Consider the following 13,219-nt stretch of genomic DNA (forward strand, 5'->3'; position numbering starts at 1 on the left):
TATCCTAATTTTTTTCGGATAGATGGCTAGTTTGTACATGTGGCTTGGATTTTTTTCGACCAAGGCATGTAATTATTTAAAATCTCTGGCTGCTGGTGAATCGGTAAATTTGGCAATTCTGTCATTAACGTCACTAGGTATTGATAGAAATCGATGCCGTTTGCTTATGCCGTTTCAGCCAAACTTAAACAGATGGCATTCGCTTTAGCGCCTGCTTCACTAATAGAGAAAAGCCAGTTCTTACGACCAATCACATTCGCATTTTCAGCCGGATTATTATCGATTTCAATCCTACCGTCGAACAGAAAAGCTTTTAATCCATGGACACGATTTAATGTGTATTCCGCAACTTTGGCTAAGGTATTTTTTCCGAAGAAAGGTGATTCATCCACCCATTTTAAGAATTTCTCTACAATCGGCTTTGAATGTTTTTGCCGTGTTTTTCGGCGTTTACCTGGTGAAAGATGCTTGAATTGACGTTCTAGGTGATACAGTTGATCACAGTAATCCACGCCAATTTGCCCGTTTTTGCTATCGGCTTTCAGCCAATAACGTCGCACATGCGCCCAACAGTTGGCGAACGTGACATCAGGTAGATTACCGTATGCCGAATAACCATCACAAATCATGGTTCCTTTAAAGCCTTCTGAAAATTCTTCTAGTACAGAACGACTTCTCGATAATGCACTTTGAAAAAGAACAATGATCGGTCCTTGGATTGGCACACTGCGGAATACCCAATTATAGGCGTTCGATTGACCAGATTTTCAGTCTGAACGAGAGTAAAAACATTTCCCAAAAACGAGTTATTTGACATTTCATTCGTCAAATAACTCGTTTTTTTCGGTGATAAACTTTTCATGAATGTGATGGAATACAGATTTAAATTCTTCTTTTACAAGTAGTTGGTCATGCTTATAATCCTCTCACTTTTTGTCAAAGCTAAAGTGTATCAATTAACGTTAGAGGGTTTTCATATGAAAGGTGTAGGATCAATTAGTATTTTACATGTTATCTTCTTATCTATGACTGTTATTGGCTTAAAAAATCACGTGACCATTATTCCCCCGCTACTAGATGTTGTTGGGAGAGATGGTTGGATATCTGTCATAATATCTGCAGTTATTATATTCTTCTGGCTATTTTTTTTAGTTTATATTCAAAAAAAGACAAATCAGGAACCTATTCGAGACTGGTTAGATGGGAAAATTGGAAAAACTGGCTCTACAATTGTCATATATATTATAGCTATTTTTTTATTCATTCTTGCTGCCTTTACAATGGTTGAAACATTGCAATGGGTAAACACAACATTTTTACCTCAAACACCAGTCACTATATTATTACTCATTTATACAATTCTTTGTATTTTTCTCGTTACAACAAGTTTACAAACCATTGTTATTTTAAATGTCTTTGTATTATTCGGTGTAGTAGTCTTTGGCTTTTTTGTAGCATTTACAAATATACAGGTAAAAGAATACGAACTACTACGTCCTTTTTTTGAGCATGGTTTCCAACCTGTTATAAAAGGAATGATTTATCCTGCATCAGGATTTATTGAATTATTAATACTCTTATTTTTACAGCACCAATTTAAAGAACGCATTCGTTGGTATCATTTTGGCATCATGCTTTTCATTTTAATGGGGCTTACTTTAGGACCACTCATGGGCGCAATTGCAGAATTTGGTCCAACCGAGGCTGCAAAGCAAAGATATCCTGCCTACGAGGAATGGGGCTTAGTATCAATTGGTCGCTATATTGAGCATCTTGACTTTTTCTCAATTTACCAATGGCTAACTGGAACATTTATACGAGTTAGCTTCCTCTTATATGTTATAGCAGATTTGTTTAAGATGACTGGTGATCCAAAGCAAATATGGAGAATGATAGCTCCACCCTTCTTTCTTTTATGTCTGCCGCTAATTATTTTAAATGAAAACATATTTTTGAAGGTGAAAGGGAACTATATATTAACAGTTACTTTTGTTTTCTTTTTTCTTTTGTCAATTTTCTTCTTACTAGTAGCTTTCTTTTCAGGTAAGTCTTCTAAAAAGGGGCAACCTGAAAAACAAGAAATGGAAAGTGGTGAATCATAATGCCTCAGCAGGAGAAGGCGATAGACCTAAACACCTTAAAACAACTATTTCAAAAATCAGCAGATATCCAATTTCAGGAATATGTATTTAATCAAAAAAAGGTTCAATTCATTACCTGTGATGCGATGGTAGACCAGCAAATGCTCAATGAAGTAATTGTTCGGCGTGTTCAATATCTTTATGACAATTTAGCTGATACATCGTTAGAAGAAAATATTACAAATCAACTTCATGTTCCGACGCTTGAAAAAGTTAATGATAAAGAACAAGCCATGAACTTTGTATATACTGGTTTTCTACTGCTTTATTTTGAAGAGGAAGGCCTTTTGTATGCTAGTTGTATTGCTAAAAAGCCTAATCGAAATCCTGAAGAAACTAGGATGGAAGTTCTCGTTAAGGGACCAAGAGATAACTTTATTGAAGACATCCGCGTCAACATTGCACTATTGCGAAAACGTTTACCTACAAATTCATTTTGCGTTGAGAAAGTGGAGTTAGGAACACGTTCAAAGACAAGCGTGGCTATTCTTTATTTTGACGATATTGTCGATATGGATATTTTACACGGAATAAAAAAACAGCTTGCTGCAGTAGACACAGATATTGTCTTTAGCGGGGACGTTTTAATGGAGAGAATTAATAAAAACTCTAAGCTTTTCCCGAAATTCGATTACACTGGACGACCCGATTATGCTATTCAAGCTCTAGTTAGAGGACGTTTTCTCATGTTCGTCGACGGTGTAGCTTATGCCATGATCACACCGGTCAATTTATTTTTATTATTAAAATCCGCTGAAGATAATGAGTACCCTATCATTTTCAGTTCTATAGAACGACTTTTGAGGATTCTTGGCATTTTAATTGGGTTGCTATTACCTGCATTTTGGCTCTCACTGACGACCTATCACCAGAATCAGCTACCATTCCAACTTTTAGCAACAGTTGTCCAAGCAAAAACAGGTTTACCTCTCCCCTCCTCTCTGGAGATGCTAATAATGCTACTCATGTTTGAATTGTTTCGAGAAGCTGGGTTACGTCTGCCTTCTGTTATTGGTGGAACGATAAGCGTTGTTGGCGGTTTAATTATTGGTGATGCGGCCATTCGCGCAGGTGTAACAAGCCCAGAAATGATTGTAGTTATTGCTATTTCTACAATTGCATCATTCACTCTTGTGAACCAATCACTTGTCACAACCATCAGTTTATTGCGTATTACATTCATTATTGCCAGTGCTTTTTTTGGTTTATTTGGATTTTTTGTATCACTATACTTTACACTTCTTTACTTGTGTAATATTCGGATCTATGGGTACTCTTACATGAATCTTGCAACAGATTTAAATTGGATGACTATTAAAAAATCGATATTCCGCTTATCACCAAAAGGCTACACTGAACGTAATAAAGCACTTGCACCCCAAGATAGCACTCGTACCTCTATGAGAAAGAAGAAGCAGCAGCAGCAATGAAGAAAAAAATCATTTTACTATCAAGCTTACTTACTTCACTACTTCTTTCAGGCTGTTGGGATGCTACCGAACCTCAAAAAATGTATTATGTTGATGGACTTGGTATCGATTATAAAGATGGTCAGTATGAAATCTACTTGCAATTAATTAGTTTCTCTGATGTTGTAAAATCCGAAAATTTTACTCCTCAGGCGGCACCAGCTGAGGTTGGACAATCTAAAGGCAGGACGCTGGAAGAAGCACTTTTTAAATTATTTCGATCCATCGACCAAGAAGTGTTTTGGGGGCATATGACTTACATTATTTTCTCTGAAGAAGTAATGAAAGATAAAAATACTGTCTCCATTATAGACACTGTATTGAGATATAGGGAAACAAGGTATCAAATATGGGCCTATTGTACACAAGACCCTATTAAAGACATTCTTCTAGTAACGCCAATTTTGAATAAGCCGCTTACTACGTCAAAGCTTAGTAATCCTTTAAATACCGAAGATAAAGAAACATTCGTCGAACCCGTTAATTTCCGAAATCTAGTTATTGGCTTAAATGAACCGAATTACGAAATTGGCATACCTTATGTAACCATTAACAAAGACTGGGGCACTGAAGATCGTCAAGAACAAGAAACTGCCTTTATAGGGATTGGCGTACTTTCCAAAGATGGATTTAAAGGCTTTATTAAGAATGATGCTGCAAGAGGAACGCAATGGATGCATGATAGAACGCAAAGAGGTGAAACAACCTTTAAGTTAAATGAAAATAATTATTTAACGACAACATTGGAAAAAGTCAAGGTCGATATCAAACCGATTGTTAAAAATGATCAAGTAACATTTGATGTAGAAATACATTTAAACGCAAGGATAAACGGTCTCAAAACTAATGTTTCAGAAGAAGAAATAAGAAAAAAATTAATAAAAGAAGTGAAAAAAGAAATTAGAACAACATATAAAGAAGCATTAGCGAAAGATATTGATATTTATCGCCTTTCTGAACATCTATATCGAAAAAATGTGAAAGTATGGAAGAAACTCGAGAAGGATGGGAAAATCCCATTAACACCTAGTTCTATTAGTAAATTAGAAATAAACATTAACCAATTAAAATCCGGTCGTAAAACATTTTCACGAACAATTAATGAATAATCTAACAATATCCCCTCAAAGGCGACTTACCTATTTGAGAGGATATTTTTATTTATTGATTATATCTGGATTAGGGATTTATTCTTTTCGTCTTTCAATTTATCGACTCAACATGAAGGCTAAAAAGTTCACATGTGTGAACTTTTAGCCTTCGTTCCTCTACTCACTTCTTTGTAGTATCCCCTAAGGAGTTGCCTATTCTCAAGCCCAACCAACTTAATACGACTTTTGTTTTTATAACCTTTGAAATATCCTGCTTAATTTTTCAACAAAAAATTATTTGTATAATTGCTTAAATTGCCTTTCCATGAAAACAATCACCAAATTTTTTTTAACATAACTTCACATTTTTATTTGCAATTGACGATCACCATGCTATAATCCATGTATAAAGAATTGAATAGCTTTTGACAATTATGTCAAAGGGGAGTAGCTAGCAGATGTGAACGAGCATCTGATTTCACATTCGTCATTACATGGTTATTAACCATCGGGTGTGAAGGCATATCTTGGCGAACAAGATATTTTCTGTATAACAGTGATCGCTTAGCAAGACCTTTGCCTATTTTTTAGGCAGAGGTCTTTTTATTTTGCCTAAAATAGCAAAGACTACGTTAAAAGCAGTATGTTCATTTCTGTTCTAAGTAAAAAGGAGGAAATAAATTTGGAGGCAATCTTACTCGAATACGCATGGGTACTCGTCGTATTAATTGTTTTAGAAGGTTTATTAGCTGCTGATAATGCAGTTGTAATGGCCGTTATGGTTAAACATTTACCAAAGGCACAACAGCAAAAAGCACTATTATATGGTTTGGTAGGAGCATTTGTTTTCCGCTTTGCTGCATTATTTCTTATTACTACGCTCGTTAATTTTTGGCAAATTCAAGCAATTGGTGCTGCGTACTTATTAATCATGTCTGGTAAGCATATTTATGATTCACGGAAAGCCGCGCAAAATCCTGAAGAAATTCATGAGTCTAAAAAGCAATCTGGCTTCTGGATGACAGTCATAAAAGTAGAATTAGCCGATATTGCCTTTGCGGTAGATTCAATTTTAGCAGCTGTTGCCATTGCAGTGACACTACCTCATATCGGAAATTTTGATGTTGGCGGCATTAACGCAGGTCAATTCTCAGTGATGTTCCTAGGAGGTCTAATCGGTGTTATTATGATGCGTTTTGCAGCTCGTTGGTTCGTGAAAGTTCTCGATAAATTCCCATCACTTGAAACAGCTGCATTCTTAATCGTTGGCTGGGTTGGTGTAAAGCTGGCTGTTTTAACATTAGCACACGAAAAACTAGGTATAATTCCACATGAATTCCCACATTCAACGATATGGAAGGCCATTTTCTGGATTGTCTTAATTGGAATTGCCCTTGGTGGTTATTTAGTTGGTGTGAAAAATCAAAGAAAAAATGTAAAATAATCTGTAAAAATATTACCTGGTCCTTACGAAGACCAGGTTTTTTGCATTACCAAACGGAAGATACTTGGCACTTGGTCAACATTTGAACCCACATTATGTTAAAAATACAAATTTTTTTGTAATTGAATCTTTTTCTAAATTGACACGTATGTTACTATATAAAAGTTATTTTAAAAAAGAAAGGATTATTCTATATGACGTATGCTAAAAATCAAAACTTAAACAAAATTTTAAAACACTTTGCTTTTATGTGGGTATTGACAGTTGTCGGAATGTACATAGCAACATTATTACCTCCAGCGGTTGTCATGCCGCTATCTATTATTACTCTTGTACTTCTTATCATCGTTTGCTTTGTGCGAAGTGTGAAGCTTGCTAATTCCATTATGTATACAATCCCCTTTTTAATGGGAATTACACTATTTTGGACAACACAATTTTACATTGCGGAACTAGGGGAACAGCTTGTTTTACTTGTATTCGTAGCGACCGTAGCTATTTTCATTGTGCTAGCACTGATTGGTATGATGATGAATAAAGACATTTCCAATTGGGGAAGCTATTTATTCACTGTCCTAATTGTCGTTATTGTATTTTCATTAGTCTTTATGTTTTTCCCTGTTAGCAACTTGGTCGCATTGATTATTGCGGGAATTACTGTACTACTTTTTAGTCTCTATACGGTCTATGACTTTAACAAAATCCGACATAATCACGTTTCAGATGCTGAAGTCGTTGGTATGGCTTTAAATCTATACTTAGATTTCATTAATTTATTTGTCAATCTTTTAGAAGTAATTTGGCGTTTAAAGAACGAATTTGATTAATTTCCCTAATTGAGAATAAAAATCAATTAAACTTTGCCATACTACCATTCTTCGCTGTATACTATAGGAGAAGCAGTAAATATTTACTGTAAAGGGAGGAAAATATTTATGTTATCTGAAAAACTACACACAGCACTAAACGAACAAATGAATTTTGAATTTTACTCTGCGCATGCTTATATGGCGATGGCGGCATATTGCACAGATCAAGATTACGATGGCTTTGCCAACTTCTTTTTAGTACAGGCTGAAGAAGAACGCTTCCATGCGATGAAATTTTATAATTTCCTAAGTGATATGGGTTACCGTGCAACAATCCATGGTTTTGATAGTCCAGATAATCATTTTGAGTCTATTTTACATGCCTTCAAAACTGGCCTTTCACACGAGAAAGAAGTAACGCGCCGTATTTATCATTTATCGGATATAGCTTTAGATGAACGCGAGCACGCGACTATGGCTTTCTTAAAATGGTTCATTGACGAGCAAGTAGAGGAAGAATCAACGTTTGACACGTTAATTCGTAAAATCGAACGCATTGAAAATGACTCCAACGCAATCTTTATGCTTGACGCAGAATTAGCTACACGATCATTTTCACCTGATGCTGAAGCATAAAATATAATTTTAAACAAAAAAGAATCTGTAATTGTTATCTTAGGGTGACAACCTTCAAACGTATGTAAATAAAAAGACCAAACATATTATATATATATAATATGTTTGGTCTTTTTTATGATTTTATCTTGTCTTGCTCAACTAACGGCGCAATTTAGTTGATCAGTACTTAGGCTTATTTGGTAAAATTAATACAAGAAATTGAAATATTAGCATAAAGAAGAAAAAGAGTTTTTACTTTTTTGAAATCAGGGATTTAGAGGTGATTAGTGATGACACTTAAATGGTTATGGATATTGGTTATTGCGTTTAGCGTACTAGAATGGATTTCAATCCCATTCATAGGGGCATTTTCAGGAAAACTGTATCAATTAGTTGATGGTATATTAATAATTGCTTTTATTATTTACCCATTATTTTTCATGACTTCTCTTTTGCTATTACAAAGGGAAATAAAAAAATTGGTGCAGTAATTTTGCTTATTCCACTAATCGTGTATGCTCCATTGCTAATAGGTCTTCAACCGTTGCTTAAATAATGTATTACTAATTGAACTAACGGGTGCTTTTCTTGAAGATCATTGAGTTGCATAGGCACCCCTTTTTCTTATTGAACTAACGGCGCAGTTTAGTTCAACAATTTGCTGTTTTAAACATCCCACACATATCGCTATGTTGAATAAATATTTGATAAAAATTGTTCAGTAAAATTAATTATCTTTTTTTGGTTTTATAAAGAATGAACTGAATACAACAGAAAGCCCAATAAAAATGAATATTATTGCAATAGATTTATTTGGAATAAATGAATTGTATTCGAGGGGACCCGATAATCTGCCTGTTCCGCTAACAAGCAAGAAGATACCTAAAATAAATATTATATATCCAATTTTAGAATGTGTACCGTCTGTTCTCATTGCATAACACTCCTAATACCTATGTTAATAACTTATAAGTAGAATAACATAATTGGTGAATGTTTGAAAATGCAGGTTTGTTTAATTCAATTACTGCACACTATGAGGAAAATAACAAATAAGGTAATCCACTACTTATTACGAATATCCAAGAATTTGTGAAGAATCATACTTCAACTCCCATGAAAGAACGTAATCGTCTTTCATTTTCTGTGGTGTAGCGCCGATTTTGCGCTACATGGATGGCTAACGGGTGCGTTCGTTTAGTAAGAGACAGCGATTTCTGTCTCTTTTTTAAGGTCTATGTAACAATGTTTACTACCCTAGCCTTTGTTATAAGTTTTTCATATAATCTGCTAGTTCTGTACTTTCTGTTTTGCGTAATTTTTTGTTTTCATCTTCCAACTCTTCAATTCTTTCTTCCAATTTCTTAATTCTCCGTCTAAGAGAAGCAATTATAGAGTCTTGATTTGCTTCGTCTCGCTTAACTCTTGCATTACTATATGCTTTTTCTTGTTGATCTCTTAAGAATTCGATGCGTTCTCGAATATCAGAATGATTATATAAGGTCGCTTTTGTTACGCCAGCTTCTTTTGCCACACTGTTGAAGTTAATAGCCTTATAATCCTTTGTAAGCCGTTTAATGGCATTTTCAACCTTTTCTTTAGTTTTGCGTTTACGTTCCTCGTGTAAGTGCCTTATTTGCTCTTCTCGGTTGATACTAGCCATTCTTAACTCCTTTCTTTTTCATACGCTCTAGTTTTCTCTGCATACGTTCCAAGTTACCGAAAATGACGCTTCCACTCTTAATGGTATTATATATTTCTTGGTATCTCTCCAAGTTCTTTTCATTCGCTTCAATCATATCTTGTCGGCTGCTTCTTGTACCGCTTTGCTTTCGCTACATAAAACATGTAGGAAGAAAAGAGAAACGCCGGCATTCAACGTTTCTCTTTTCTTTTAAAATGGCTGAGGTTCTAAAACTTCTCCATCAAATGCAGCACGATAAATAGTATAGATATCTTCTCGCTTAAGTGGCATCGGACTACGTGCTAGAATTCTTGTTTGCTTTGTCGCATCATCCGCTAGTTGTTCCAATGCTATTTCTGGTATATTAAATCCTTGTAATGTTGACGGAATATTAACATCCTGCACAAGTTGCTTCAATGCATCTATACATTTATAAGAAGCCTCTTCTTGCGATAAATACGCAGATGAAATACCCATTGCGTCTAAAATATCTTTCATTCGTTTTTCGCAACTTTGACGAATATAGCCCATGACATATGGTAATAGCACTGCGTTGGAATCTCCATGAGCAATATGGAATTGGCCACCAAGTGGATAAGCTAAAGCATGTACTCCTGCAACACCAGCATTGAAAAAGGCTAATCCTGCCAAATAACTTCCATAACTCATATCTGAGCGTGCCTGCCTATTTTGACCGTCATGCACAGCAGTTCGGATAGCGCCACTAATTAATTTTATAGCTTGTAGTGCAAGTGCATCCGTTACTTCGTTTGCATTTACGGAAACATAGGCCTCAATTGCATGTGTTAAAGCATCTACACCTGTAGCAGCAGTCACTTTTGGTGGTAAAGAAATTGTTAACGCAGGATCTACAATAGCGACATCTGCTAATAAGTATTCATGTGTCACAACATCCTTCGTTGTTTCAAGTGACAGTACTGAAATATTTGTCACTTCTGAGCCTGTTCCAGATGTAGTTGGAATTAAAATTTTAGGTAATCCTTTATTTTCAAGAGTTTTTGTTCCCGTTAAATTTAAGTAATCTGCCACTTTCCCATCATGTGTTGCTAAAACCGCAGCAAGTTTCGCTAAGTCTAATGCACTTCCTCCCCCTAAACCAATTACTAAATCAAAATGATGCTTTCTTGTAAACTCAACTAGTTTTTCACCAATTGCGAGCGGTGGCTCAGGGGCAATATCGGTATAAATAGTTGCAGAGTAGCCATTTTCAAGTAAAGGCTTTTCAAGATGATCTGTTAAACCTAACTCTTTTAAAAATGGATCTGTGATTATTAAAATATTATTTACTTTCAATTTTTCTACTTCCGGTAGTAACTGACTCAAGCAACCCCAGCCTGTATAACTCGCAGGAGTAAAGGTTAATTTATGCATAATCGTTCTACTCCTATCTATTCATAATAGCCTTCTGTCGATTTTCTAAATGACTTAAATTGGACTGGATCATGGCCAAACCACACTTGCGAATTAGTTTCATTTGCTATTCTTCTAATTCGTTCAACTGTAGAATTATAGCCAACAGAATCATACAGTATACCAGGAGGCTTGACAGGTGGACCAAAGCTTTCGGCACTGTAAATGGCATCCGAAGCTAAAATAATCCCCCCTGTTTCTGGCATATGAATATGCAAACCTAGCATTCCCCAAGCATGACCGCTTCCAAAATTCAAAACTTGGATTCCTTCTGCAAGTTTCACATTATCCTCACCACGCTTAATTAATCGCCATTGTAAATTGTTTTTTATCCACATATCAATGTCACCCCAAATATAGGCACCTTCTTTTACATTTCTTGCGTATGTTTGTAAAGCTCCATTGAATTCATCTTCCTGTACAATAATTGTTGCATTCGTAAAAAGCTCTAAACAGCCTGCATGATCTAAATGTAAATGTGAAGCTACAACATATTTAATATCTTCTGGACGCACATTTAACTCTTCTAATCGATGATGTAAATAGCATTCCTCTGGCATATTAATTGGGAATGCTTTCTGAGTAAATTCACCCCAGCGCCCTTCAGATCCCATTGAATTTGGGTTACATGCTGTATCAAATAATATTTTTCCTTCTGGGTGATCAATTAATACTGTATAAACTGGAAACTCTACAAATTCATTTGGCTTGTTTGGATAATCAATAGTTGCAGGACTATGCAGAGCAATCATAAAGTTTTTATCCATTCGCATTGTTCCATTGTCCATAACATACAATTTCGGGTGTTGTTTGATAGTATTCATTTACAACCATCTCCATTCGTGATTAATTATGCCTCGCCGTAATTACGTCAGGAATCCGCCGGAGGCTTTGGGCCAACAAATGTTTTCTGTGCGAAAGCGCAGTGCTAACGTAGCGTCAGCAACAAGATGTTGGTCACTCAGTCGCAGCCACAGGACGTGGCGTTCTTAGACTGAGTTCCTCTATATCAGAGGGTGTCGAAACATCCACTGTTAGAAATTAATTATTATTCCAAATCACAAGCTTCATTTCTGTCATTTCCTCAACAGCATATTTAATTCCTTCACGACCGGTTCCGCTTTCTTTAACGCCACCATATGGCATTTGATCTACACGATATGTCGGAACGTCATTTATAATGACACCCCCGACTTGTAATTTTTTTGAAGCTTTAAAGGCCGTCTCAATGGAAGGTGTAAATATCCCTGCCTGTAAGCCATAATTTGAGTCATTAACAGCGTCAATGGCTTCTTCTACTGATGAAACAGTATTGACAATAACTACAGGCGCAAATATTTCCTCACAAGATACACGGCTAGTAGAAGATACATTCAATAACACTGTTGGAAGTAAAATATTGTTTTCAATACGACCACCTGTCAGTACCTGCGCACCTTCTGCTACCGCCTCTTCGATCCACGTGATAGCACGCTGCTGCTCAGTTTCTGAAATCATCATCGCTAAATCTGTTGTTGCATCAAGTGGGTCCCCTATTGTTAAGCGCTCTACTTTTGCTTTTAGCTGCTCTAAAAATTCATTCATTATATTTTCTTTTACATATATACGCTGTAGCGAGATGCAAACTTGACCTTGATTTGAAAAAGCACCCATAACAATTCGGTCCATTATTCGATCGAGTTGAACGCCTTCATCCACAATAACACCAGCATTCGAACCTAGTTCTAATGTTACTTTCTTTAAGCCAGCGCGATTGCGAAGGGAAATACCTACAGCTGGGCTCCCGGTAAATGTAATCATTTTTACTTTTGGATGTGCTAAAAATGCATCCCCTATTAGTTTTCCTTGCCCAGTTACTAAGTTAAATGCACCTTTTGGTAAATTTGTTTGTGCCAATAGGTTTGCTAGAAAATGAGCAGATAAAGCTGTTTGTGTTGCGGGTTTCAATACAATTGTGTTACCAGCTGCTAATGCCGGTCCAACTTTATGGGCTACTAAATTTTGCGGAAAATTAAAAGGTGTAATGGCCGCAATAACGCCCAATGGTTCACGAATTGTATAACCAAATCTACCCTCTCCGCTTTTAGATGCATCCATCGGAATCATTTCACCAGATAGTCGCTTCGCTTCTTCTGCTGCAAATTTGTAAGTTTCAATCGTTCGATCAATTTCAGCATAGGCATACTTTAACGGCTTTGCTGATTCTAGCGAAATAATGCTAGCTGCCTCATCTCGATTTTCAGTAAATAGAACAGATAGCTGTTCTAAAATCTCTGCTCTTTGAAATGCTGTTAATGCTGCCATTTCGGATTCTGCTGCATGAGCACTTTCAATTGCATGCTGTACATCATCTTCAGTTGCCATCGCAAATTGAGCTACAACCTCTTTTGAGTAGGGGGCTTGAACCTCCATATACTCATTTGTCATTTGCCATTGTCCATTAATAAATAAGCCCTTTTTCAAGACCTCACTCACTCCTCTCTCCAAATGGTTACGTATTCATTTCAGGAAACAAAAAAATGAATACGTAAC

The 13,219-nt window shown here is 36.0% G+C and carries 12 protein-coding genes and 1 pseudogene; 7 read left to right on the forward strand and 6 right to left on the reverse strand.

Annotated features, from left to right (window positions below):
• Positions 1-26: 26 nt before the first annotated feature.
• Positions 27-767: pseudogene (gene tnpC / locus ACFTQ7_RS02330) on the reverse strand (IS66 family transposase); the annotation flags it as partial.
• A gap of 210 nt (positions 768-977) precedes the next feature.
• Here tnpC and ACFTQ7_RS02335 point away from each other — a divergent pair.
• The 7 genes from ACFTQ7_RS02335 (at position 978) to ACFTQ7_RS02365 (ending at position 8,063) form a co-directional block, all read left to right on the forward strand.
• Positions 978-2,102 (forward strand): endospore germination permease, encoded by a 1,125-nt coding sequence (locus ACFTQ7_RS02335; protein ID WP_386827066.1) that lies wholly within the window; start codon positions 978-980, stop codon positions 2,100-2,102.
• Complete coding sequence (locus ACFTQ7_RS02340) at positions 2,102-3,571, forward strand: spore germination protein (protein WP_386827067.1); 1,470 nt, start codon at positions 2,102-2,104, stop codon at positions 3,569-3,571. The genes ACFTQ7_RS02335 and ACFTQ7_RS02340 overlap by 1 nt, the downstream gene beginning before the upstream one ends.
• A complete protein-coding gene (locus ACFTQ7_RS02345; RefSeq protein WP_386827068.1) occupies positions 3,568-4,719 on the forward strand; it encodes a Ger(x)C family spore germination protein in 1,152 nt (383 codons plus the stop codon). The genes ACFTQ7_RS02340 and ACFTQ7_RS02345 overlap by 4 nt, the downstream gene beginning before the upstream one ends.
• 664 nt (positions 4,720-5,383) lie before the next feature.
• Complete coding sequence (locus tag ACFTQ7_RS02350; protein WP_349661386.1) at positions 5,384-6,145, forward strand: TerC family protein; 762 nt, start codon at positions 5,384-5,386, stop codon at positions 6,143-6,145.
• A gap of 194 nt (positions 6,146-6,339) precedes the next feature.
• Positions 6,340-6,972, forward strand: a complete 633-nt coding sequence (locus tag ACFTQ7_RS02355) for a Bax inhibitor-1/YccA family protein (RefSeq protein WP_386827069.1) — start codon at positions 6,340-6,342, stop codon at positions 6,970-6,972.
• 108 nt (positions 6,973-7,080) lie between these two features.
• A complete protein-coding gene (locus ACFTQ7_RS02360) occupies positions 7,081-7,590 on the forward strand; it encodes a ferritin (RefSeq protein WP_349661388.1) in 510 nt (169 codons plus the stop codon).
• Between the two features lie 272 nt (positions 7,591-7,862).
• Positions 7,863-8,063: a hypothetical protein gene (locus tag ACFTQ7_RS02365; RefSeq protein WP_386827070.1), complete on the forward strand. Its 201-nt coding sequence runs from the start codon at positions 7,863-7,865 to the stop codon at positions 8,061-8,063.
• A gap of 236 nt (positions 8,064-8,299) precedes the next feature.
• On the opposite strand, the gene ACFTQ7_RS02370 is transcribed toward ACFTQ7_RS02365, so the two are convergent.
• From ACFTQ7_RS02370 to ACFTQ7_RS02390, 5 genes are all read right to left on the reverse strand, one after another.
• On the reverse strand, positions 8,300-8,506 hold the full coding sequence (locus ACFTQ7_RS02370) for a hypothetical protein (RefSeq protein WP_386827071.1): 207 nt from the start codon (positions 8,504-8,506) through the stop codon (positions 8,300-8,302).
• 333 nt (positions 8,507-8,839) lie between these two features.
• On the reverse strand, positions 8,840-9,235 hold the full coding sequence (locus ACFTQ7_RS02375) for a DUF6262 family protein (protein ID WP_386827072.1): 396 nt from the start codon (positions 9,233-9,235) through the stop codon (positions 8,840-8,842).
• A 231-nt stretch (positions 9,236-9,466) separates the two neighbouring features.
• Complete coding sequence (locus tag ACFTQ7_RS02380; RefSeq protein ID WP_386827073.1) at positions 9,467-10,648, reverse strand: iron-containing alcohol dehydrogenase; 1,182 nt, start codon at positions 10,646-10,648, stop codon at positions 9,467-9,469.
• A gap of 17 nt (positions 10,649-10,665) precedes the next feature.
• Positions 10,666-11,511 (reverse strand): AhlS family quorum-quenching N-acyl homoserine lactonase, encoded by an 846-nt coding sequence (gene ahlS / locus ACFTQ7_RS02385; RefSeq protein ID WP_386827074.1) that lies wholly within the window; start codon positions 11,509-11,511, stop codon positions 10,666-10,668.
• A 217-nt stretch (positions 11,512-11,728) separates the two neighbouring features.
• On the reverse strand, positions 11,729-13,150 hold the full coding sequence (locus ACFTQ7_RS02390) for an aldehyde dehydrogenase family protein (protein ID WP_386827075.1): 1,422 nt from the start codon (positions 13,148-13,150) through the stop codon (positions 11,729-11,731).
• Positions 13,151-13,219: the final 69 nt, after the last annotated feature.

The organism is Lysinibacillus sp. NPDC056959, assembly GCF_042674095.1.
In the GTDB taxonomy this organism is placed as follows: domain Bacteria; phylum Bacillota; class Bacilli; order Bacillales_A; family Planococcaceae; genus Lysinibacillus; species Lysinibacillus zambalensis.